Here is a 21,858-nt window from a genome sequence, read left to right as displayed (position 1 = left end):
ACGCGCAGCAGGTCGATGTGGCGGCGTACGGTCAGCGCCGGGCGGCGTGCGGGCGTGCACAGGTCCCCGGACGAGTCACGTGCGGGAGCGGAGTGTCCACCGGGGCAGTGCGCCTCCGTGCCGGCCATCGCCGCCCCCCGCCCCTCCGCGACCGGACCGCGGCAGGGCCGCGGTCCAATACCGCACTTGCCCCGGCGGTCGCGCGGGGCCTGGTCCTCACCCGGAGCACCCCGTCGCGGTGGAGGGGTTGCCTGTCGGCGAGCCGGGGCTGACGACCCGCTGGTCCGGGAGGTCCCGGGACGGCGGGCGCCGACAATCTTGACCGTCCCGATCATTGTCGGCGGATGCTTGAGGGAGCGTCAAGGCGTGAGCGCAGCACGGGGGAGCTGCGCGACCGACCCGCGCCCCTCTGCGCCCCCTGCATCACCTGCGTTCCCCGCGTCTGCGGCGGCCCGGCCGTCTCCGTCGGCGGCCTTACGCGGGGAGGGCGGCATCGCCCGGGCCCGTGCGGCCGCTGAGGACCCGGACGCCGTGCCGTCCTGTCCTCCCTCCTGCGGGGCGGGGACGCCTGACGACCCGGCCGGCTCCTCCCGCTCCCCGCCGTGGACCGGGAGGGACCGGCCGGGCCCGCACCCCGGGCGTACGCCCGAGGGGGGAGGTCCGGCCCGTGGGGCGCCGGGCGGAGAGCGCGGGAGCAGGTGCGCGGAGAGGCACGGCACTCAGGCGCCTCCGGGCGGAGCCACCGGCAGGAGCTGCTGCTCCGAGGACCGGCGCGCCGGGGGCTGCACCGTCGCGGCGGACTCCGGGGCCGGCGTTGCGGCGGCCCGGGACAGCAGCTTCTCGAAGGGCAGGGGGCCGATGGTCTCGTGGTCGGCGGCGAGGTCGAACAGCGGTGTGTACCCGGTCGCCAGGTACAGGCCGCGGGCCTCCGGCTGCCGGGGTCCGGTGGTGAGGAGGACGCGCCGGTAGCCGCGGTCGGCGGCCTCCCGCTCCAGGGCGGCGACCACGCGTCGCGCCAGGCCGCGCCGCCGGTGGGCGGAGTGGGTCCAGATGCGCTTGAACTCGGCGGTGCCGGGGTCCTCGTGCCGCCGGAACGCCCCGCCGGCCACGGGGCGCCCGGAGGCGAGCAGCAGCAGGAGCGCGCCGTGGGGCGGTGCGAACTCCTCGGCCGGGTACCGGGACATCTCCTGCTCGGCCCCGGGACCGTACCGGGAGGTGTACTCGCGGGTCAGCTCGTCCACCAGCGGCCGCACCCGGGGGTCGTCCGCGTCCACCGCCGCCACCGTCAGGCCGCGGAGCGCCGCGGGCCCGGCCCCAGGGGCGGTCACGTGGCCACCGCCGTGCGCCGGCCGCGGGGCGTGCGGGCCCCGTCCCCGGCGGCGGGCACGGGGAATGGGGTCGTGCGGTGTGCGGGAGAGGGGGCTGAGCGGTCGGCGGCCGGGGCGTGCGGCGCCCCCGGGCCGCGGACGGGCATGGCACGGCCCCGGGTGCGGGCGGTGGCGGCGCGGCGCGGCACGGGGCGGCGGGGGGCGCCGGGCGGGCCGGTGCGCGAGGTCGTGTCCGACCCGTCGGCGGCGGCCGGGGACTCCACAGGCATGAGGGCGGCTCCTCGGGAGGGCGCGCCGTACTGCGCCCGGGCGCGCCGCGGCGGCCCGGTGGCGCAGGCGTGCGCGGCGGGAGGGTGGTGTCGGGGGAGGGGAACGTCGGTGAAGGGATGCCGGGGAGAGGGACGGGGCGGGGCGCGCCGGCGAGGGCGCAGGATGCGTGGGTGACGGCACGTCAAGCCGGTTGCGGCGGCCGTGCGGAAGGGGGCAGCGGCGTGCGCCTCGACGCCCGGACCCGGTCGGCGGCGGCCGGGGGCACGGGTGGACCCGGCCCGGCGAGGGGTGGTGTCCGAGGGAGGTGAGGGGCCGGTCAGGCGGCCCGCTGCCGAGTCAGGCGCGACAGGCCGCGGACCACACCCGACCGAAGTCGATGTGGCCGCGGATGACCAGGGGCTGCTCGGCGTTCACGTGCCCAGTTGAGCAGCGCGGTCTCCGCCCCGTCAACTGCCGTCCGCCAGCCGGTCGTCCCTTGACACCTGCGATCCGGGCGTGCGTACGATCGTCCGCGGACCGGTGGCGACCGGTCCGGCCGTGTTGAGGGACACGGCGGTGACGGCACCGACGCCCCGTACCGGGGCCCGTCCACCTGCCCGTACCGCCCCTCCCGGAGAGCCCGTGATGGCCTCGACGCCGCACCTCCTCCCCTTCCGCCCCCGGCCGGTCCCCGCGGACCTCCCCCTCGCCGTGTGCGCCGCCGCTCCCTCCCGTCCCGCCGGTCCGTCCCGGCCCCGGACCACCGCGCACGGCCCGGCGCCCGCGTCCCGTACCGCGCAGATGTCCCGTACCGCGCCCATGTCCCGCACCGCGTCCGCGTCCGGCGGTGGCCGGTGAGGCCCGCCGTCCTCGTCGTCGTCGGCGCCGGCCCCCGCGCCACCGGGCTGCTGGAGCGCCTCGCCGCCAACGCCCCCGTCCTCCCCGCCGGACGTCCTCTCCACGTGCACCTCGTCGACCCGCACCCGCCCGGCGCCGGGCGGGTGTGGCGCCACGACCAGTCCCCGCTGCTGCGGATGAACTCCATGGCCGAGGACGTCACCCTGTTCACCGACGAGCGCTCCACCCTGGACGGGCCGGTGCGCCCGGGCCCGTCCCTCGCCGAGTGGGCCGCCGACCCGTCCGCCCATCCGCCGTACGCGCCGCCCGCCGACCCGGCCGTCGCCGCGGAGCTCGCGGCACTGCGCCCCACTGGCTTCCCCACCCGCCGTGCCCAGAGCGCCTACCTGGACTGGTGCTTCCGCCGAGCCGTCGCCGACCTGCCGTCGGGCACCGTCGTCACCGTCCACCGCGACACCGCGACCGCCGTCACCGGCCCGTGCGACGGACCGCAGCGGGTGCGGCTCGCGGGCGGCACCGTCCTCACCGCCGACGCCGTCGTCCTCACCCTCGGCCACCTCGACGCGCGGCCCGACGGGCCGCACCGGGAGCTGTCCCGCTTCGCCGCCCGGCACGGCCGCTTCCACCTGCCGCCCGCCTTCTCCGCCGACGCCGACCTCGACCCGGTCCGGCCCGGCGAGCACGTGGTGCTGCGTGGCATGGGCCTGGCCTGCGTCGACCTGGTGGCCCTGCTCACCTCCGGGCGCGGCGGCCGCTTCCGCACCGCGGCGGACGGCACCCTCGCCTACCTGCCCTCCGGCCGCGAGCCCGTCCTGCACCTCGGCTCCCGGCGCGGCGTGCCGTACCACTCCAAGACCGGCTACCGGCTCCAGGGCCCGCCCGCCCCGCTGCCCCGCCACTTCGACGACGCCGCCGTCGACGCCCTGCTCGCGCCGGGCCGGCCGCTGGACTTCCGCCGCGACCTGTGGCCGCTGATGGCGAAGGAGATCGGCTTCGGCCACTACCACGAGCTCTTCCACGCCCATCCCGGCCGCACCGCCGTGCCCTGGGAGCGGTTCCTCGCCGCCTACGACCGCGTCGGCTGGTACACGCCCGAACGTGAGCGACTGGTCGCCGAGGCCGTGCCCGACCCCGCCGACCGCCTGGACCCCGACGCCCTGGACCGCCCCCTCGCCGGCCTCTCCTTCGCCTCCTCCGGCGAACTCCAGGAGCACGTGCGCCGCCACGTCGCCGCCGACGTCGCCCGCCGGACCGACCCCGCGCACAGCGCCGACCTCGGCGCCTTCCTCGCGCTGCTCTCGCTGTACGGGCGGCTGCCCCGCGTGCTCGCCTCCGGCCTGCTCACCGCCCGCTCCCTCGCCGAGGACCTCGACGGGTGGTGGACCGGCTTCTTCAACTTCCTGGCCTCGGGACCGCCCCCTTTCCGCCTGCAGGAACTCCTGGCGCTCTCCCGCGCCGGCGTCGTCCGCTTCCTCGGCGCCGACGTGCGGGTCGCCGCCGACGAGGACGCCGGCGTCTTCACCGCCTCCAGCCCCTCGGTGCCCGGGCACACGGTCACGGCCACCGCCCTCGTCGAGGCCTACCTGCCCCGGCCCACCCTGCGGCGGACCGGCGACCCGCTGCTGCGGAGCCTCCACCGGGCCGGCGCCGTCACCGAGGAGGTCCGCGCCGACGCCACCGGGACCCACCGGCCGGGACTGCTGGCCACCGCCCCCGACGGCCGGGTGCTCGACCCGGAGGCGGGCGGACCCCACCCGCGCCGCTTCGCGCTCGGCGCCCCGACCGACGCCCGGTCGGTCGCCGCCTTCGCCCGGCCCCGCACCGACTCCCCGGGCTTCCGGCAGAACGACACCGCCGCCCGGGCCCTCCTGCGCCTGCTCGCCGCGGTTCCCGACACCCCCCTGCCCGACACCCCCCTGCCCGACACCCCCCTGCCCGACACCGCCACGGCCGCCTCCACCGCCCCCGCCGTCGTCCCCCGCGACGCTGCCGACCCCGCCGGCCCTCGGCCCGCATCCGGGGTACACGCCGGGGCGGCAGTGCTGCGCTGACCACGGCCCCGGCCCGCTCCATCCCCGCACACCCCGTACCGGAAGGACCCCGACACGATGACCGCCGCCCCCGACCTCGCACCCTCCTGGGCGCCCCCGTCCGAGCTGCTGCGCCGCACCCTGCGCCGCCACGCCTCCGGTGTGACCGTGGTGACCGTCCCCGGACCGGCTGGCTTCACCGCCACCTCCTTCACCTCCGTCTCCCTGGAGCCGGCCCTGGTCTCCTTCTGCCTCTCCTCGACCGCCTCGACCGCCCCGGCCGTCGGCACGGCCGAGGTCTTCGCCGTGCACGTGCTGGGAGCCGGTCAGGAGGACCTCGCCCGCGCCTTCGCCCGCAGCGGGGCAGACCGGTTCGCCGGGGTGGACTGGACACCCGCCGCGGGCGGCGTCCCGCTGCTCGCCGGGGTGCCGGCCTGGCTCACCGCCCGGCCCGAGCTGATCCGGGAGGTCGGCGACCACCTCCTCGTGGTCGGCCGGGTCCTGGACGCGGGCGGACCGGCCGACGCCGCCCCGCTCATCCACCACGACGGCGGTTTCGGCACCTTCGCCGCCCTGCCGGACCGGGAGGGGTGAGGCCCGCGCCGTGCCCCGGCCGCCTGGAGGACGACCGCGCCCGCCGGATCGCGGGGGAGCGCGGGGGTGCGTTGACGCCCCCCGGCTGGGCTGCCACCCTTCTCCCGTGAGCCAGTCCGAGGACCTCGCCGCGCGCCTGCACGTCGACCTGTGCCGCCAGGCGGGCGCGCTCTGTCCCTGCGCTCGCTGACCGGTACAGCGGCCCCGGCGGCCGCCGGGAGCCGCGGCCGACACCGTTGCTGACGGCCGGTCACCGGTGCCGTTCCGTGCCCCGTGCTCCGCGTCCCGTCCGTGCGAGCGTTGCCCGGCGCCGGTCCCGCCCGCCGCGCCCGCTCCGCCCGCCGTGTCCGCCGCGTCCGCCGCGTCCGGTCGGCCGTTCCGTGCCGCGGCGCCTCCCCCACTTCCCAGGAGACCTCCCTGTGACCTCGCTCCTCGTTCTGTCGGGCAGCCGACCGGCCGCCGTGCCGACCGCGCTGGTCGCCGAGCACATCGCCGTGCGCCTGTCGCTCACCGGCTTCGACGTCGAGCACCTCGACCTCCGCCGGCTGCCGCCCGACCAGCTGCTCGGCGCGGAGGGGCCGGCGCTGGAGGAGGCGACGGCCCGCGTCGCCGCCGCCCGCGGACTCATCATCGCCAGCGCCGTGCACGCCTCGTCCTACACCGGGCTCCTCAAGGCGTTCCTCGACGTCCTGCCCCCGGGCGCCCTCGCGGGCAAGACGGTCCTGCCACTGGCGACCGGTGCCGGGCCGGAGGACTCCCTCGCCCTGGACTACGCGCTCCGCCCCGTCCTGGCCGCCCTGGGCGCCCGCCACGTCGTCGCCGGCTGCTTCCTGCCCGACGGCGCCGTCGGGCCCGCCGGCGCGGAGGGCGCGGCGCTCCTCGAGCCCGGGGCGGAGCTGCTCCTCTTCCAGGCCGTGGACGAGTTCATCCAGTCCCTCCCGGTGAGTCCGCTCGCCGCCTGGGCCGAATGACCGGACGCGGCTCTCCTCCGGGTTCCCGGCCGCTCCCGACGTCCCGGTGGGGCCGCGCTGCCGTTTCCTCCCGCACGCCCCGCCGCGGTCCGGCCCTGTCCGACGCAGCCCGGCCCCGGTGCGGGCCGTGGGTCCCGTCCTCCCGGTCCAGGAAGGCAGAGTGACGTCCGGTCGGCCGCCCGTCCCACATGTCGATCACGCGTTCACCCGCGACCTGATCGTGTGTATGGTCCCGGCCCATGGGACACCCCGTCGCGCTTGTCAGGCGCCCGCACGTCGACCTGCTCCGGGTCGCAGCGGCGCTCTGTAGCTGACCCCGCGGCACGACTCCGCGTCCCCTCCGCGCGTCTCCTTCCCCGCGCGTCTCCTTCTGCTGGTGCCCCGCCGGGGACCGGCCCCCCGCACCCTCCGCCGCCCCGCCGCCCGCAGCCCCGGCACGCCCACCGCCGTGCCCGGCCCGCCGCGCGCGCCGCCACGGCGCCCCCCTCCAGGATTGCGAGCCCCCATGGCCGTGCGCCTGCACTGGTTCCTGCCCACCACCGGCGACGACCGCTCCGTCGTCGGCGTCACCTCCCGCGACTCCCTCCAGTCGCGCACCACCTCCCGTCCGCCGAGCCTCGACTACCTCACCCAGGTCGCCCTGGCCGCCGAGTCCGCCGGGTTCGAGGCCGTGCTCACCCCCACCGGCAGCGACTGCGAGGACGCCTGGCTCACCACCGCCGCCCTCGCTTCCCGCACGACCCGGCTGAAGTTCCTCGTCGCCTTCCGGCCCGGGACCGTCGCGCCGCCGCTGGCCGCGCAGATGGCCGCGACCTACCAGCGGCTGTCCGGGGGCCGTCTGCTGCTGAACGTCGTCACCGGCAGCGACGCCGACGAGCAGCGCGCCTACGGCGACTGGCTCGACCACGACGCCCGCTACGCCCGCACCGACGAGTTCCTCACCCTCCTGCGCCGGGCCTGGACCGGCGAGCCCTACGACTTCGACGGCGCGCACTACCGGGTCGCGGCGGGCCGCCTGCGCCGGCCGCCGGCCGAGGCACCGCCGGTGTTCTTCGGCGGCTCCTCCGCCCCCGCCCTGCCCGTCGCGGCCCGCCACGCCGACACCTACCTCACCTGGGGGGAGCCGCCCGCCGCCGTGGCCGCGAAGATCTCGGCCGTCCGGGAGGCGGCGGCCCGCCTCGGCCGCTCCCCGTCCTTCGGGATCCGCCTGCACGTCATCAGCCGCGACACCGCCGACGAGGCGTGGGCCGAGGCCGACCGGCTGCTCGCCGCGCTGGACCCCGCCGACATCGCCGCCGCCCATGCCCGCTTCCGCGCCTCGGAGTCCGCCGGCCAGCGCGCCATGGCCGCCCTGAGCGGCGGCAGCACCGACCGGCTGGAGGTCCACCCGAACCTGTGGGCCGGGTTCGGCCTGGTCCGGCCCGGGGCCGGGACGGCGCTCGTCGGCAGCCACGAGCAGGTCGCCGACCGCATCGCGGAGTACGCGGCCCTGGGCATCGAGCACGTCATCCTCTCCGGTCAGCCGCACCTGGAGGAGGCCGTCCGCTTCGGCGAGTGCGTCCGCCCGGTCCTGGCGGCCCGCGGCCTGCTCGCCGACGTCCCCGCCCACGCCACCGCCTGACCCGCAGCCCCTCCGCCGCTCCTCCGCCGCGGCCCCGCCGGACCGCCCCGGGCGCCCGGCGCGGTCCCGCACGCCCGCATCCGCGACCCCGCCCCAGCCTCCGACCCCGCCCGATCCCCACCCCTCCGTGAAAGGACCCACACCACCATGAACGCCCTCGACCGCAGGTCCGCCCTGCGCCTGCTCGCCGGCACCGGACTCGCCCTCACCGCCGCCGCCTGCGCCGGACCCGGCGGCGGACCCGGCGCCCCACGCGCCACCGCAGGGGCGGCCTCCGGCCCCGCCACCGCCGGCCCGGTGAAGGGCACCGTCTCCTTCGCCCACTGGCGCGCCGAGGACAAGGCGGTCCTCGCCCGCCTCACCGCGGCCTTCTCCCGCCTCCACCCCGGCACGGACGTCCGCCAGGACGTCACGCCCTCCGCCGACTACCAGTCCACCGCCCTGCGGCGCATCCGCGGCGCCCGCTCCGGCGACCTCTTCACCGCCTTCCGCGGCGCCCAGTTCCAGCAGCTGGTGAAGGCGGGCGTGTACGCCCCGCTGACCGGCACCCCCGTCCTGCGCCGCTACCAGGACGCCCTGACCGCCCCCGGCGCCCAGGGCGGGGTGCAGTACGGACTGCCCTACCAACTGGTCTTCAACACCCCGCTCGCCAACACCGACGCCCTGGACCGGGCCGGGCACACCGCCGCGCCCCGCGACTGGGACGGGTTCCTCCAGCTCCTCGACGACCTGAAGGCCAAGGGGTACACCCCGCTGGCCTGGCCCGGCGGCGACGCCGCGAACGCCGGACAGCTCCTCAACACCATGGTGATGAACAACCTGCCCGAGCCGGACGCCTTCGCCGGCATCGAGACCGGCCGCCACCGCGTCACCGACGACTGGTTCCTCACCACCCTGCGCCAGTACGCGCAGCTGCGCCCCTACCTCCAGCCCCGGGCCGCCGCCTCCGACGCCGACGCCACCCTGCGGCTGTTCGCGCAGGGCCGGGCCGGGCTGCTGGCCACCGGCTCCTTCCAGACAGCAGCGGCGCGGGCCCTCGGCGCCCGCTTCCCGGTCGACCTGGTCGCGCCGATCACCACCGCCGCCGGCCGGGCCCGGTACGAGGGCGTGTTCAACGCCACCTTCATCCTGGGCGTCAACAGCGCCTCCTCCGTGCAGCCCGCCGCCTACGCCCTCCTGGAGTTCCTCAGCGAGCCGCGCAACGCCGCCGCCTACGCGGACGGCACCGGCCAGCACGTCACCGTCGCCGGCGTCGAGTACACCAACCCCGACCTGAAGGCGCTCGCCCCCTGGCTCACCCGCCGGACCCTCCTGGCGCCCCGCTTCCAGTTCCTCGACCTGGACATCCGCAGCGCCGTGGAGAACGCCACCGTGGCGGTGGTCCGCGGCACCGACCCCCACCAGGCGGCGGAGGAGGCCCAGCGTGTCATCGACCAGAAGCGGGCGTGACCGGCGCCGGCCGGGGCTGGTCTGGCTCTTCCCGCTGCCGGCCCTCGCCCTGTCCGGGTTCCTCTTCCTGTACCCGGTGCTCCAGTCCTTCCGGTACGCGCTCACCGACTGGGACGGCTACAGCGCCTCCTACCGCGACGTCGGCCCGGCGAACCTCGTCCGTCTCGCCACCGGCGACGACCTCTTCCACCACGCGGCCGCCAACACCTTCCGGCTGACCGCGGCCGTGGTGCTCGTCCAGACCGCGCTGGCGCTGCTGCTGGCGCTGCTGCTGGTCCGCACCACCCCGATGTCGGTGCTGCTGAGGGCGCTGTTCTTCCTGCCCGCCGTGCTGTCCTCGGTCTCCGTCGCCTTCGTGTGGCGCTTCGTGTACGAGCCCGGCGGCGGCCTGCTGGACACGGCGCTGCGCGCGGTCGGCCTGGGCGGCGTGCAGCCGCTGTACCTCGGCGACCCGGGGCACGCCGTCCTCTGGCTCGCCCTCACCCAGGTGTGGTTCCACGCGGGCCAGATGACGGTCGTCTTCGTCGCCGGCCTCCAGGCGATCCCGCGCGAGTACCACGAGGCGGCGGCCCTGGACGGTGCGGGCCGCCTGGCCCGCTTCCGCCACGTCACCTGGCCCCTGCTGGCGCCCGCGGCGGCGATCGTCGCCGCCTACACCACCGTCCAGTCCTTCAAGGCCTTCGACCTGGTGCTCGGCCTCGGCGGCAACCCGCCGGGCCCCGGCCTCGACCTGCTCTCCACCCGCATCTACACCACCTTCTCGGACGACCGCTTCGGGTACGCGGCCGCCGAGTCCCTGGTCTTCATGGCCTTCGTCCTGCTGCTGACGTGGGTTCAGCGCCGCGCGCTGGGAGGGGGGCAGCCGTGATGTCCCGCGCCCTGCGCGCCGCCTGCCTCGCCGCCGCCGCGGCCGCCGTCGTGCTGCCGCTGCTCGTGGTGGGCTTCGGCGCCTTCAAGACCCTGCCGCAGCTCTTCGCGCACCCGCTCGCCCCGCCGCTCCACCCGACGCTGGACAACTACCGCCGGGCGGTGGGGGAGGGCGGCCTCGGACCCGCCTTCGCCCACAGCCTGCTCGTCACCGGGGGAGCGGTGCTGCTCACCCTCGCGGTCGCCGTCCCCGCCGCGTTCTTCTGCGCGCGGGTCCCCGGCCGCGCCTCCTGGGCGGTCTTCACGGTCCTCGTGGCCGGCCTCGCCGTGCCCGCGCAGGCGGCCGTCGTCCCGCAGTACGTCCTCTTCGACCGGCTGGGGCTCACCGACAGCCTCACGGGCCTCGTCCTGGCCGACACCGTGGCGACGCTGCCCACGGCCGTGTTCCTCCTGGGCGGCTTCCTGCGCGGCGTCCCCGGGGAGCTGTACGAGGCCGCCGCGCTGGACGGGGCGGGACCGGTGCGGTCGCTGGTCTCCGTGGCCCTGCCGCTGTCGCGTCCCGCGCTCGCCACGACGGCGGTCTTCCTGTGCGTCATGGACTGGAACGACCTGCTGTACCCGCTGCTGTTCGTCCGCACGCCGGGGGCGCGCACGCTCCCGCTGGCGCTGCTGGACTTCCAGGGGGAGTTCCTCACCGACTACCCGGTGCTCTTCGCCGGGGTGGCCGTGTCCTCCCTGCCCGTCGTGGCGGCGTACGTCCTCCTCCAGCGGCACTTCGTCGCGGGGCTCACCGCCGGGGCGGTGCGCGGGTGACCGGCCGTCCGGCGGCCTCCGGCGACCGCGTACCCGACGGCCCGTCACCGCGCCTGCCGTCCGGTTGCGCCGCCGACCCGCGGCGCGGGGGCGGCGGATGCACCGAACCGCTGGTACCGGACCTGCGGCTGTGGTTCCCTGGGACCATGACGCCCCTCGTGACCCGCCGCCACGTGGACTACGGCCGCGTCACCAGCACGGGCTGTCCCGCCGCCCGCTGACATCGGCGCCCCGCCCCTGACCGCCCGCCACGGCGGCCGGGCCGCGCACCCCGCACCCCGTCTCCGCCGCGCCCGTCCGGCGCGCGCCCCGCCGTGCCCGCCCGCCTGTGGCGTACGCGGCGCACGCCCCCGTACTCCCGTACGCGGCCGCCCCTCCGCGCCGTGCCGCGCCCACCGTCCCGGAGAGAGCCATGAGCCAGACCCCCGACACCGCTGCCGACACCACCGCTGCCGCCGCCCCGGACACCGCCGAGACCCCCCGCGCGGCCGACGCCGCCCCCGGCTGGTCCTTCGAGACCCGGCAGGTCCACGCCGGCGCCGCACCCGACCCGGCGACCGGCGCACGGGCCGTCCCGATCTACCAGACGACGTCGTTCGTCTTCCGCGACACCCGCCACGCCGCCGACCTCTTCTCCCTCGCCGAGCCCGGCAACATCTACACCCGCATCCACAACCCCACCCAGGACGTTCTCGAGCAGCGCCTCGCCTCCCTGGAGGGCGGCGTCGCCGCGGTGGCACTCGCCTCCGGCCAGGCCGCGGAGACCCTCGCCCTCCTCAACCTGGCCCGCGCGGGCGACCACGTCGTCTCCAGCGCCTCCCTGTACGGCGGCACGTACAACCTCCTGCGCCACACGCTCCCCAGGTTCGGCATCGAGGTGTCCTTCGTCGAGGACCCCGACGACCTCGACGCCTGGCGGGCCGCCGTCCGCCCCCGCACCAAGGCCCTGTTCGCCGAGACGCTGGGCAACCCCCGCGGCAACGTCCTGGACGTGCGGGGCGTGGCCGACGTCGCCCACGCCGCCGGCGTCCCGCTCGTCGTCGACAACACCGTGCCCACGCCCTACCTGCTGCGGCCGGCCGAGCACGGCGCCGACGTCGTCGTCCACTCGGCGACGAAGTTCCTCGGCGGCCACGGCACCACCATCGGCGGCGTCGTGGTCGACGCCGGCACCTTCGACTTCGGCGCCCACCCCGACCGCTTCCCCGACTTCATCGAGCCCGACCCGAGCTACCACGGCCTGCGCTACTGGCCCGCTCTCGGCCCCGGCGCCTACGCCGCCAAGCTGCGGGTGCAGCTGCTGCGCGACCTCGGCCCCGCCATCGCCCCCCACTCCGCCTTTCTGCTGCTCCAGGGCGTCGAGACGCTCAGCCTGCGCCTGGAGCGCCACACGGCCAACGCCCAGGCGCTCGCCGAGTGGCTGGAGCAGCGCGACGAGGTCGCCGCGGTCCACTACCCGGGCCTGCCCTCCAGCCGCTGGTACGGGGCGGCCCGCCGCTACCTGCCGCGCGGCGTCGGCGCGGTGCTCTCCTTCGAGCTGCGCGACGGCGTCGAGGCGGGCCGGCGGTTCGTGGACGCCGTGGAGCTCTTCAGCCACCTCGCCAACATCGGCGACGTGCGCAGCCTGATCATCCACCCGGCGTCCACCACCCACAGCCAGCTCGACGCCGAGCAGCTGGCCGCGACCGGCACCGCGCCCGGACTGGTGCGCCTGTCCGTCGGCATCGAGAACCTCGCCGACCTCAGGGCCGACCTGGAGGCCGGCTTCCGCGCGGCGAAGGGCGCGTCCTGAACGCCGCCCCCGCCGCCGCGCCCGGCGCGCTCCGCCCCCTCCCGCCGGCCTCCGGGGCCTGGCAGGAGGGGGACCCGCCGGGCCGCCGGCGGTGGTACGTGCGGGAGCGGCCGCTCGCCCTGGAGTGCGGCGACGCGCTGCCCGGCGTGCGGCTCGCCTACGAGACCTGGGGACGGCCCGCCCCCGACCGGTCCAACGCGGTCCTCCTGCTGCACGCCCTCACCGGTGACAGCCACGCCGCCGGCGCGGCCGGCCCCGGCCACCCCACCCCCGGCTGGTGGGACGGACTGGTCGGGCCCGGCCTCCCCCTCGACACCGACCGGTGGTTCGTGGTGGCGCCCAACGTGCTCGGCGGCTGCCAGGGCAGCACCGGCCCCGCCTCCCGCCGCCCCGACGGGCGGCGGTGGGGCGGGTCCTTCCCCCGGCTCACGCAGCGCGACCAGGTGGCGGCCGAGGCCGGGCTCGCCGACGCCCTCGGCGTCGACCGCTGGGCCCTGGTCGCCGGCGGCTCCATGGGCGGGATGCGCGCCCTGGAGTGGGCCGTGTCCCGGCCGGAGCGCGTCCGGCGGCTGCTGCTCCTCGCCTCCACGGCGGCCTCCGGCGCCGAGCAGATCGCCTGAGCCGGCGTGCAGCTGCGGGCCGTCCGCTCCGACCCCGGCTGGCGCGGCGGCGACTACCACGACGCGCCGCCCGGGCAGGGCCCGCACGCCGGACTGGGCCTCGCACGCCGGATCGCCCAGCTCACCTACCGCAGCGCACCCGAACTGGAGGCCCGGTTCGGCCGGCACCCCCAGGACGGCGAGGACCCCCGAGACGGCGGCCGGTACCGGGTGGAGTCCTACCTCGACCACCATGCCGACAAGCTCGTCCGGCGTTTCGACGCCGGCAGCTACGTGGCGCTGACCGAGGCGATGAACGGCCACGACGTCGGCCGCGGCCGCGGCGGCGCGGCGGCCGCGCTGCGCCGGATCCGCGCCGACACGCTCGTGGCGGGGGTCTCCACCGACCGCCTGTACCCGCTGGAGCAGCAGGCCCGGCTCGCGGCCGGCATCGCGGGGGCCGACGCGGTGCGCGTCGTCGACTCCCCCCACGGGCACGACGGCTTCCTGGTCGAGACCGGGCAGGTCGGGGCGCTCGTGCGCGAGCTCCTGGGCGGGGGAGGGGGGTGACCGCCGTGCCGCGGCGCCGGGGCCCGCCGGCCGGGCCCGGCCTGCTCCGGCCGCCCCCGGGCCGCTCCGTCCGGGCCGGGGAGGCCGCACGCCCCGCCCCACGCGGTGCCGCCCCGGTCCGCGTCCGCCGTCCCTCCGCGGCCCCACGCCGCCGCGGGGGCCTCAGCCGTGCCCGGAAACGGCGTCAGCATGCCTTCTCACCAGCGGTTTCCGTCCGTTCCGGCATGCGGGACGCGGGGTTGACACCCCGGAGAGCCGCTCCCTAACGTACGGCCCACAACGGTCATGAGCGTCAGCGACAAGCCCTGGCTCGCTGGCCGGCAACCCTCCACCGCGGCGGGGTGCCCCAGGTGATGACCCGACCGACGGCTCGGTAAGCGCGACGCCCTTGCGGCAGAACGGTGACGGTGGCAGCGATGGACGCAGGACCGGGGACGGCCGCCCGGCGGCGCCACGGCCGCGTCGACGCCTACCTGGACCGCTGCGTCGACCTGCTGCGCGTGTGCAGCGCCCTCTGTAGCACCGTCTCCTAGCGCCTCCTAGCGCCTCCTGCGCCGCCGCCAGGCACCCGGCCCCCGGGTGCGCCCGGCCAGGGCCGGCACCCGTCCTGCGGTACGGGCCGCCGTACCGGCCGGCGCGCCGTGCGCCCGCACCCGGCGGCGCCCCCTTCCTCCCCACCGGTGCACCCCCCTCCCGGGTGCGCCCCCGCCCCGCGCCCTCCGCGCGGCCCCCGATGCTGACGGACCGTCCCCACGGAGTCCCCCCATGAGCGAATCCCTCGGCACCGTCGTGCCCCCCGGCACGGCGCCGCCGCCCCCGCCGCCCCCTCCCGCCCCCGCCGCGCGGCGCGTCGTCCCGCTGCGGCACCCCCGGCGGTGGGCGGCCACCGCCGCCGTCCTCGTCGTCGCCGCCCAGGCCGCACACGGCCTGGCCACCAACCCCTTCTACCAGTGGGACCGCTTCGGGTACTGGTTCGCACGGCCGGTCGTCCTCCAGGGGCTGGGCGTCACCCTGGAGGTCACCGCCTGGAGCGCCGTCCTGGGCCTGCTCGGCGGGGTCCTGCTCGCCCTGGGCAGACTCTCCGCGAGCCCGGTGCTGCGGGCGGTCAGCTGGAGCTACATCTGGCTGTTCCGCTCCGTCCCGCTGATCGTGGTGCTGCTGTTCCTCTACAACTTCAGCGCGCTGTACCCCGTGCTGAGCGTCGGTGTGCCGTTCGGCCCCGCCTTCGCCACCTTCGACGAGTCGAGGCTGGCCGGCGACATGGCGGTCGCCGTCGTCGGCCTCAGCCTCAACGAGGCCGCGTACGCGGCGGAGGTGGTCCGCGCGGGCGTCCTCTCCGTCGACCAGGGCCAGCACGAGGCCGCCGCCGCGCTCGGCCTGCCGGCCTCCTACCGCTTCACCCGCATCGTCCTCCCGCAGGCCCTGCGCGCCGTCGTCCCGTCCTACGTCAACCAGCTGATCGGCCTCGTGAAGAGCACCTCGCTCGTCTTCTACGTCTCGCTGCTCGACGTCTTCGGCACGGTCCAGAGCCTCGGCAGCACCTACTCCGGCGACATCGTGCCGCTGCTGCTGGTCGCCACCGCCTGGTACGTGATCCTGACCAGCGCCGTCTCCGTCGTCCAGTACTACGTGGAGCGCCACTACGCGCGCGGCGCCGTGCGCTCCCTGCCGCCGACGCCGCTGCAGCGGCTGCGGGCCGGGTTCGCCGCCGCGGGTGCCCGGCTCCGGAAGGAGGCGGCGGCATGACCGGCACGGCAGCGGCCGCCCCCGTGCGGCCGGCGGCGGTCGAGGTGCACGACGTGCACAAGTCCTACGGCTCCCGGCGGGTGCTGGACGGTGTGAGCCTCACGGTGCGGCCCGGGGAGGTGACCGTCGTCCTCGGCCCCTCCGGCTCGGGAAAGTCCACCCTGCTCCGGGTCGTCAACCACCTGGAGCGGCCGGAGTCCGGGTACGTCAGCCTCAACGGCGAGCCGATCGGTGTGCGCCCGCACCGCGGGCACTTCAAGGAGCTGAGCGAGCGGGCCATCCTCGAGCAGCGCCGCCGCATCGGCTTCGTCTTCCAGAACTTCAACCTCTTCCCCCACCTGACCGCGCTCGAGAACGTCGCCGCGGCCCCCGCCGCCACCGGGCAGCTGGACCGGGAGGGCGCGCGGGAGCTCGCCCGCGGCCTGCTCGCCCGGGTCGGCCTCGCCGACCACGCCGACGCGTACCCGCGCCGGCTCTCCGGCGGCCAGCAGCAGCGCGTCGCCATCGCCCGGGCGCTCGCCCTCCGGCCCGGCCTCATCCTCTTCGACGAGCCCACCTCGGCGCTCGACCCCGAACTGGTCGGCGAGGTGCTGTCGGTCATCAGGGACCTGGCCGCGGACGGCACCACCCTCGTCATCGTCACCCATGAGATCGGCTTCGCCCGCGAGGTCGCCGACCGCGTCGTCTTCCTCGACGAGGGCCGGATCCTCGAGGAGGGCCCGCCCGCCGAGGTCCTCGACCACCCGAGGCACCCGCGCACCCGCGCGTTCCTGAGCAAGGTCCTCTGACCCGGACCCGCTCCACCGACGGCCTCCCGCCGAACGCCCCCTTTCCCGCCCGACCCCTTTCACCGAGGACAAGGACAGCCATGCCCAGACCCGGTCTCCGCACCCGCCCGCTCCGTACCCGCCCGCTCCGCGCCCGGATCCTCCGCGGTCTCGCCACCGCCACCGCGGCGGCCTCCCTCGCGACGGGCCTCGCCGCCTGCGGCGGCGGCGACTCCGTGACCGCCGCGTCCGACGGCGCCGCGTCCGACGGCACCGTGACGGTCGGCGCCCTCTCCAACGGCGCCGGCAAGGAGACCGTCCTCACGGTCGCCGCCGTGCCGTCGATCCGCGCGGAGCTGCCGAAGAAGGTGCGCGACAGCGGCCGCCTCGCCATCGGCGTCGGCGCTCTCCCGGCGGGCTTCCCGCCGCTGGCGTTCGTCGGCACCGACCAGCGGACCCTCACCGGCTCCGAGCCCGACCTCGGGCGACTGGTCGCCGCGGTCCTCGGCCTCAAGCCGGTGCTGTCCAACGCCACCTGGGAGAACATGTTCGTCGGCCTCGACAGCGGCCGGACCGACGTCGCCTTCGCCAACGTCACCGACACCGAGCAGCGCAAGCTGAAGTACGACTTCGCCTCCTACCGCAAGGACAACCTGGGGTTCGAGGTCCTCCGCAGCAGCACCTGGGACTTCCGCGGCGACTACCGCGCCCTCGCCGGCCGGACCGTCGCCGTCGGCCGCGGCACCAACCAGGAGAAGATCCTCCTCACCTGGCAGGAGAAGCTCAAGGCCGAGGGCAGGCAGCTGACCGTCAAGTACTTCCCCGACAACAACAGCACCTGGCTCGCGCTGGACGGCGGGAAGATCGACGCCTACTTCGGTCCCAACCCCGACATCGCGTACCACATCCGCCAGGACGCCGGAACCGCCCACCCCACGCGGAACGCCGGCACCTTCTCGGGGGCCGGCGCGACCCTCCAGGGCCTCATCGCCGCCACCACGAAGAAGGACAGCGGGCTCGCCAGGCCGATCGCGGACGCGATCGACCACCTCATCAAGAACGGCCAGTACGCGCAGTGGCTGTCCGCCTGGAACCTCTCCAACGAGGGCGTCGACCGGTCCCTGGTCAACCCGCCCGGGCTGCCGCTCGACAACTCCTGACGACTCGTCATATTCATTCGGGGAAGTCGGCGGAGCGGCGGGCCCGGGCCCTCCCCGGGCCCGCCGCTCCCGCCCCGGACCCCTCCCTCCCGCTCCGTCCTCGCCGCTCCCGCCCCGCCCCCGCCGCCGGACCCCGCTCCGGGGGGCGGCGGCCCCCGCCGATCAGGAAGGCCCCTCCCGTGTCCGCTCCCTCCCCCCTCCACCTGGCCGCCGCGCTGGACGGGGCCGGATGGCACCCGGCCGCCTGGCGCGAGCCCGCCTCCCGGCCCCGGGAGCTGTTCACCGCACGCCACTGGGCCGACCTCGTGGCCGAGGCCGAGCACGGACTGCTCGACTTCGTGACCTTCGAGGACGCCCTGGCCCCGCAGTCCTCCCGCCCCGACGGACCGGACGGGCGCACCGACCGGGTCCACGGACGCCTCGACGCGGTGCTGACCGCCGCCCGCGTCGCCCCGCTGACCCGGCACATCGGCCTGGTGCCCACCGTCACCGCGACCCACACCGAGCCGTTCCACCTCTCCAAGGCGGTCGCGACCCTCGACCACGTGAGCAACGGCCGCGCCGGCGTGCGCATCCGCGTCACCGCGAGGCCGGACGAGGCCGCGCACTTCGGACGCCGCACCTTCCCCGCCCCCGGCACCTCCGACCCCACGGACAGCCCCGCCGCCGTGGCCGAGGAGCTGTGGGAGGAGGCCGCCGACTACGTCGAGGTGCTGCGCCGCCTCTGGGACAGCTGGGAGGACGACGCGGAGATCCGCGACGCCGCCACCGGCCGCTTCGTCGACCGCGACAAGCTGCACCACATCGACTTCGAGGGCCGCTTCTTCCGGGTGCGCGGCCCCTCGATCACCCCGCGTCCGCCGCAGGGCCTGCCTCCTGTCGCCGTGCCGCTCGACGGGCCCGCGTCCCTCCGGACGGCCGCCCGCTCCGCCGACCTGGTCCACGTCCCCGCCGACGACGCCGACCGGGTTCGCGACGCCGTCGCACGCCTGCGCGGCCTGCGGGACGCCGACGGGCCCCTGCACGTCCTCGGCGACCTCGCCGTCCTCCTGGACGAGAGCGCCGCCGCGGCCGCGGACCGGCGCGCCCGCCTCGACGACCTGGACGGGCCACCCGTCGCCGACGGCATCCCCGTCTTCGCCGGCACCCCGGCCGGACTCGCCGACCTGCTGCTGGACCTGCGCGCCGCCGGACTGACCGGCTTCCGGCTGCACCCCGCGGTGCTCGGGCACGACCTGCCCGCCGTCACCCGCGGCCTGGTGCCCGAGCTCCAGTCCCGCGGCGCCTTCCGCACGGCGTACGGGGCCGGCACCCTGCGCGGACTGCTCGGCCTGCCCCGTCCCGCCAACCGCTACGCGGCCGCGGCCGCCCGATCCTGAGGGAGAGCCCGACCATGAGCAGGCCCGTGAAGCAGATCCACCTCGCCGCCCACTTCCCCGGCGTGAACAACACCACCGTGTGGAGCGACCCCAGGGCCGGCAGCCACATCGCGTTCGACTCCTTCGTCCACTTCGCCCGCACCGCCGAGCGCGCCAAGTTCGACTTCCTCTTCCTCGCGGAGGGACTGCGGCTGCGCGAGCAGAACGGGAGGATCTACGACCTCGACGTGGTGGGCCGCCCGGACACCTTCACCGTGCTGGCCGCCCTCGCCGCCGTCACCGACCGCCTCGGTCTGACCGGCACCATCAACTCCACCTTCAACGAGCCCTACGAGGTCGCCCGCCAGTTCGCCGCCCTCGACCACCTCTCCGCCGGGCGCTCCGCCTGGAACGTCGTCACCTCCTGGGACGCCTTCACCGGCGAGAACTTCCGCCGCGGCGGCTTCCTCCCGCAGGAGCAGCGCTACTCCCGCGCCAGGGAGTTCCTGGCCACCGCCAACGAGCTCTTCGACTCCTGGCGCGACGACGACCTCGTCGCCGACCCGGTGTCCGGGACCTTCCTGCGCGACGCCCGCGCCGGGGCGTTCGTCCACCGGGGCGAGCAGTTCGACATCCACGGGCGGTTCGACACCCCCCGCAGCCCCCAGGGCCGCCCGGTCGTCTTCCAGGCCGGCGACTCCGACGAGGGCCGGGAGTTCGCCGCGGCGGGCGCGGACGCCATCTTCAGCCGCTACGGCACCCTCGAGGAGGGGCGGGCGTTCTACGCCGACGTCAAGGGCCGCCTCGCCCGGTACGGACGCCGCCCCGACCAGCTGCTCATCCTGCCCGCCGCCACCTTCGTCCTCGGCGACACCGACGCCGAGGCCCAGGAGGCCGCCCGGGAGGTGCGCCGCCGGCAGGTCAGCGGCGCCACCGCCCTGCGCCACCTGGAGTTCGTCTGGAACCGCGACCTGTCCGCCTACGACCCCGACGGCCCCCTCCCCGACATCGACCCCGACCCGGGCGAGCACACCGTCGCCCAGGGCCGCGCCCAGGTGCGGATGTACCGCGACCGGCTGGCCACCGCCCGCGAGTGGCGGGAGCTCGCCGCGCAGAAGAACTGGTCCATCCGGGACCTGGTCATCGAGACGGGCAACCGCCAGACCTTCGTCGGCTCCCCGGCGACGGTGGCCGCGTCGATCGACGCGCTGGTGCAGGCGGACGCCGCCGACGGCTTCATCCTCGTCCCGCACCTCACCCCCGGCGGCCTGGACGGGTTCGCCGACACCGTCGTCCCCCTGCTCCAGGAGCGCGGCGTCTTCCGCCACGACTACACCGGCCCCACCCTCCGCGACCACCTCGGCCTCGACCGCCCCGCCGAACCCGCGGAGCGTCCGACGCCCTGACGACCCGACCCCGCCCTTCGGCAGGCCCCGCCGGGCGGCGACGAACAGGAGGCCGCCGGGAACCGCGGCGCAGACCGCCACGGTCCGGGAGGGAGTCGACGGGACCCCGGCCGGTGGGCGGCCGGCCGGCCTGTTCCGGGCACCATGGCGTCCTCGGCGACGGCACCGCGGGGTACGTCGGGGGACATCGGGGAGGCGGCGGACACCGGGCCGGGCCCGCGGCGACGCCCTTGGGCCTGTCGCCTCCCGCCTTCGGCCACTGCCGAAGGGGAGAGGTCCTGGCCCAGGAGATCATGGCCGTCGGCCTCGACCTGCCCGACGACACCGACCCGGCCCATGGGGCGGTACGGCTGTGGATCACTCCCGGGGCGCCCGATCGCCCGCTGGGGACACTGCGGCCGACGTCACGCTGCAGCCGGTGCCGGGCAGCGGCGACGACAAGGGGTGCCGACAGGGCCTGAGGGTTGTCCCGCAACCGCTGGTTGAGCCGCGTGACCGCAGCTCCGGACTGCAGGGCCCGCAGTCGGATATCCGCGCGACTCCCGCCCGACAGCTGTGGCAGCCTGCGGACCTGCCAGAGCTGCGAGAACATGCAGGCCGTCACTACGCCGTCCAGTTCCACTACGCCTTGCCCGACGATGCCTGGGTCGTGGAGCTGAGCGAGGCCGTGCCCGCGCCGGCCGCGTGGACGGAGATCCGCAACGCGGCGACCTACCTGCCCGGAGCTGCCTTCCTGGTGGCGTTCGTCCCCGACGAGGACCCGGATCCGGAACCTGCCGTCCACATCCACAGCCACGACGAGCACGTCGTCCCGTACGAGATCATGCGCTGGTTCATGGAGCAGGTCACCGGGCAGGTCGAACGCTGCCGCGCTGCCCACGCGCAGGAGGAATGCTGAAACAGCATCTGCGCTCGCCACCGGGTCACGACCGATCCGGTGCCTCCACGGACGATCCGCAGCAGGCGCTGCCCCTCGTCGTCATCGATCTCACGGACACGCACACGCTCAGCCGCCCGAGCACCGTGGTGCGACGCGCCGCCCGGCCAGCAACCCGTCGGCACGTCACCTCGCAGCAGCGCGGTCTTATCTGATGTGGCGTCACACCCCGGTGATGCCGTCGATGCGCTCCCGGAGCAGGTCGGCGCGGCCGTTGTGGCGGGCGTACTCCTCGATCATGTGGACGTGGATCCAGCGGAGGTTGACGTCCTGCTCCATGAAGCGGCCGGTGTCGGTCAGGGCGCGGTCGGCGCAGAGCTCGCGGGCGCGGGCGATCTCCGCCTGCCAGGTGGCGAGGGCGTCGTGCAGTGTGGCGTCCTCGGCCGGTTCGAAGCCGCCAAGGACCGTGCCCTTGTGGAGGGGTACGCAGCTCACAGAGAGGCCAGCCTCCCACTTGGCCCCTATGGCTGTCGCAGTCGCCGGCCACCGCGTCATCTCTGCGGTGTCGGCCTCTGCCTGGAGGGCCGCTGTCACATCCAGCACGAAATCCGCAATCGTGTCCAGATCGCCGAACTCCACATCAACGTTCCGAAAGGCCAACCGACAGGCGCGCGATCGTCCACGCAAAGCAACGCCCCCACGTCGCTGTGAACCGCCCCGGTTGGAATGGAGACTCGATTCCCTGAGAGGATTGAGTCATGGCACGTCCCTCCCCTTATCCCGCTGAGCTGCGGCGTCGTGCG

At 76.3% G+C, this 21,858-nt stretch carries 18 protein-coding genes, 2 pseudogenes and 2 riboswitches; of the genes and pseudogenes, 18 read left to right on the top strand and 2 right to left on the bottom strand.

Translation table 11 applies throughout. The features are described 5' to 3' along the window. Positions 1–177: 177 nt before the first annotated feature. Positions 178–324: riboswitch (SAM riboswitch) on the bottom strand. 395 nt (positions 325–719) lie between these two features. Continuing rightward, the gene (locus tag ACFY07_RS25630) at positions 720–1,289 is read right to left on the bottom strand and encodes a GNAT family N-acetyltransferase (RefSeq protein WP_390871939.1); all 570 of its coding nucleotides are present in this window, start codon (positions 1,287–1,289) and stop codon (positions 720–722) included. Positions 1,290–2,431: 1,142 nt separating this feature from the next. Here ACFY07_RS25630 and ACFY07_RS25625 point away from each other — a divergent pair. The 18 genes and pseudogenes from ACFY07_RS25625 to ACFY07_RS25540 all read left to right on the top strand — a co-directional run bounded on the left by ACFY07_RS25625 (position 2,432) and on the right by ACFY07_RS25540 (position 21,270). Next, the gene (locus ACFY07_RS25625) at positions 2,432–4,486 is read left to right on the top strand and encodes an FAD/NAD(P)-binding protein (protein ID WP_390871907.1); all 2,055 of its coding nucleotides are present in this window, start codon (positions 2,432–2,434) and stop codon (positions 4,484–4,486) included. A 57-nt stretch (positions 4,487–4,543) separates the two neighbouring features. Continuing rightward, positions 4,544–5,059, top strand: coding sequence for a flavin reductase family protein (locus ACFY07_RS25620; protein ID WP_390871906.1), 516 nt, complete (start codon positions 4,544–4,546; stop codon positions 5,057–5,059). Positions 5,060–5,069: 10 nt separating this feature from the next. After that, positions 5,070–5,249, top strand: coding sequence for a putative leader peptide (locus ACFY07_RS25615; protein WP_390871905.1), 180 nt, complete (start codon positions 5,070–5,072; stop codon positions 5,247–5,249). 229 nt (positions 5,250–5,478) lie between these two features. Continuing rightward, the gene (locus ACFY07_RS25610; protein WP_390871904.1) at positions 5,479–6,030 is read left to right on the top strand and encodes an NAD(P)H-dependent oxidoreductase; all 552 of its coding nucleotides are present in this window, start codon (positions 5,479–5,481) and stop codon (positions 6,028–6,030) included. 239 nt (positions 6,031–6,269) lie between these two features. Further along, entirely contained in the window at positions 6,270–6,344 is a 75-nt protein-coding gene (locus ACFY07_RS25605; protein ID WP_374228236.1) for a putative leader peptide, read from the top strand. A 191-nt stretch (positions 6,345–6,535) separates the two neighbouring features. After that, the gene (locus ACFY07_RS25600; protein WP_390871903.1) at positions 6,536–7,651 is read left to right on the top strand and encodes an LLM class flavin-dependent oxidoreductase; all 1,116 of its coding nucleotides are present in this window, start codon (positions 6,536–6,538) and stop codon (positions 7,649–7,651) included. 147 nt (positions 7,652–7,798) lie between these two features. Continuing rightward, a complete protein-coding gene (locus tag ACFY07_RS25595) occupies positions 7,799–9,100 on the top strand; it encodes an ABC transporter substrate-binding protein (RefSeq protein WP_390871902.1) in 1,302 nt (433 codons plus the stop codon). Further along, positions 9,075–9,968 (top strand): carbohydrate ABC transporter permease, encoded by an 894-nt coding sequence (locus ACFY07_RS25590; protein ID WP_390871901.1) that lies wholly within the window; start codon positions 9,075–9,077, stop codon positions 9,966–9,968. The genes ACFY07_RS25595 and ACFY07_RS25590 overlap by 26 nt, the downstream gene beginning before the upstream one ends. Continuing rightward, complete coding sequence (locus ACFY07_RS25585) at positions 9,968–10,780, top strand: carbohydrate ABC transporter permease (RefSeq protein WP_390871900.1); 813 nt, start codon at positions 9,968–9,970, stop codon at positions 10,778–10,780. The genes ACFY07_RS25590 and ACFY07_RS25585 overlap by 1 nt, the downstream gene beginning before the upstream one ends. Positions 10,781–11,192: 412 nt before the next feature. Next, positions 11,193–12,572 carry a bifunctional o-acetylhomoserine/o-acetylserine sulfhydrylase gene (locus tag ACFY07_RS25580; RefSeq protein WP_390871899.1) on the top strand — a complete coding sequence of 460 codons (1,380 nt, stop codon included), beginning with the start codon at positions 11,193–11,195 and terminating at the stop codon, positions 12,570–12,572. 206 nt (positions 12,573–12,778) lie between these two features. Continuing rightward, positions 12,779–13,741 (top strand): annotated as a pseudogene (locus tag ACFY07_RS25575) (homoserine O-acetyltransferase). A 281-nt stretch (positions 13,742–14,022) separates the two neighbouring features. Beyond that, a riboswitch (SAM riboswitch) is annotated at positions 14,023–14,127 on the top strand. Between the two features lie 379 nt (positions 14,128–14,506). Continuing rightward, positions 14,507–15,487 (top strand): amino acid ABC transporter permease, encoded by a 981-nt coding sequence (locus tag ACFY07_RS25570; RefSeq protein ID WP_230746662.1) that lies wholly within the window; start codon positions 14,507–14,509, stop codon positions 15,485–15,487. After that, positions 15,484–16,275: an amino acid ABC transporter ATP-binding protein gene (locus ACFY07_RS25565; protein WP_390871898.1), complete on the top strand. Its 792-nt coding sequence runs from the start codon at positions 15,484–15,486 to the stop codon at positions 16,273–16,275. Before ACFY07_RS25570 ends, ACFY07_RS25565 begins: the two co-directional genes overlap by 4 nt. Before the next feature lie 80 nt (positions 16,276–16,355). After that, complete coding sequence (locus tag ACFY07_RS25560; protein WP_390871897.1) at positions 16,356–17,414, top strand: transporter substrate-binding domain-containing protein; 1,059 nt, start codon at positions 16,356–16,358, stop codon at positions 17,412–17,414. Positions 17,415–17,593: 179 nt separating this feature from the next. Continuing rightward, complete coding sequence (locus ACFY07_RS25555) at positions 17,594–18,793, top strand: LLM class flavin-dependent oxidoreductase (protein WP_390871896.1); 1,200 nt, start codon at positions 17,594–17,596, stop codon at positions 18,791–18,793. A 14-nt stretch (positions 18,794–18,807) separates the two neighbouring features. Then, positions 18,808–20,178, top strand: a complete 1,371-nt coding sequence (locus ACFY07_RS25550) for an NtaA/DmoA family FMN-dependent monooxygenase (protein ID WP_390871895.1) — start codon at positions 18,808–18,810, stop codon at positions 20,176–20,178. Between the two features lie 628 nt (positions 20,179–20,806). After that, positions 20,807–21,076, top strand: coding sequence for a hypothetical protein (locus tag ACFY07_RS25545; protein ID WP_390871938.1), 270 nt, complete (start codon positions 20,807–20,809; stop codon positions 21,074–21,076). Further along, positions 21,070–21,270 carry a hypothetical protein gene (locus tag ACFY07_RS25540; protein WP_390871940.1) on the top strand — a complete coding sequence of 67 codons (201 nt, stop codon included), beginning with the start codon at positions 21,070–21,072 and terminating at the stop codon, positions 21,268–21,270. Before ACFY07_RS25545 ends, ACFY07_RS25540 begins: the two co-directional genes overlap by 7 nt. Positions 21,271–21,277: 7 nt before the next feature. On the opposite strand, the pseudogene ACFY07_RS25535 reads toward ACFY07_RS25540, so the two are convergent. Next, positions 21,278–21,514 (bottom strand): annotated as a pseudogene (locus ACFY07_RS25535) (DUF664 domain-containing protein); the annotation flags it as partial. Positions 21,515–21,858: the final 344 nt, after the last annotated feature.

It is taken from the genome of Streptomyces sp. NPDC001380, assembly GCF_042895785.1.
Classification (GTDB): Bacteria; Actinomycetota; Actinomycetes; order Streptomycetales; family Streptomycetaceae; genus Peterkaempfera.
Note: the sequence above shows the minus strand (reverse complement) of the source record. Positions and strands in the feature narration are given on the sequence as shown.

What these genes read in the sequence shown, in the direction of transcription:
- ACFY07_RS25565 (WP_390871898.1), top strand. Translation starts at nt 15,484, where the DNA reads ATGACCGGCACGGCAGCGGCCGCCCCCGTGCGGCCGGCGGCGGTCGAG.
- ACFY07_RS25560 (WP_390871897.1), top strand. Translation starts at nt 16,356, where the DNA reads ATGCCCAGACCCGGTCTCCGCACCCGCCCGCTCCGTACCCGCCCGCTC.
- ACFY07_RS25580 (WP_390871899.1), top strand. Translation starts at nt 11,193, where the DNA reads ATGAGCCAGACCCCCGACACCGCTGCCGACACCACCGCTGCCGCCGCC.
- ACFY07_RS25540 (WP_390871940.1), top strand. Translation starts at nt 21,070, where the DNA reads ATGCTGAAACAGCATCTGCGCTCGCCACCGGGTCACGACCGATCCGGT.
- ACFY07_RS25570 (WP_230746662.1), top strand. Translation starts at nt 14,507, where the DNA reads ATGAGCGAATCCCTCGGCACCGTCGTGCCCCCCGGCACGGCGCCGCCG.
- ACFY07_RS25620 (WP_390871906.1), top strand. Translation starts at nt 4,544, where the DNA reads ATGACCGCCGCCCCCGACCTCGCACCCTCCTGGGCGCCCCCGTCCGAG.
- ACFY07_RS25550 (WP_390871895.1), top strand. Translation starts at nt 18,808, where the DNA reads ATGAGCAGGCCCGTGAAGCAGATCCACCTCGCCGCCCACTTCCCCGGC.
- ACFY07_RS25585 (WP_390871900.1), top strand. Translation starts at nt 9,968, where the DNA reads ATGTCCCGCGCCCTGCGCGCCGCCTGCCTCGCCGCCGCCGCGGCCGCC.
- ACFY07_RS25600 (WP_390871903.1), top strand. Translation starts at nt 6,536, where the DNA reads ATGGCCGTGCGCCTGCACTGGTTCCTGCCCACCACCGGCGACGACCGC.
- ACFY07_RS25595 (WP_390871902.1), top strand. Translation starts at nt 7,799, where the DNA reads ATGAACGCCCTCGACCGCAGGTCCGCCCTGCGCCTGCTCGCCGGCACC.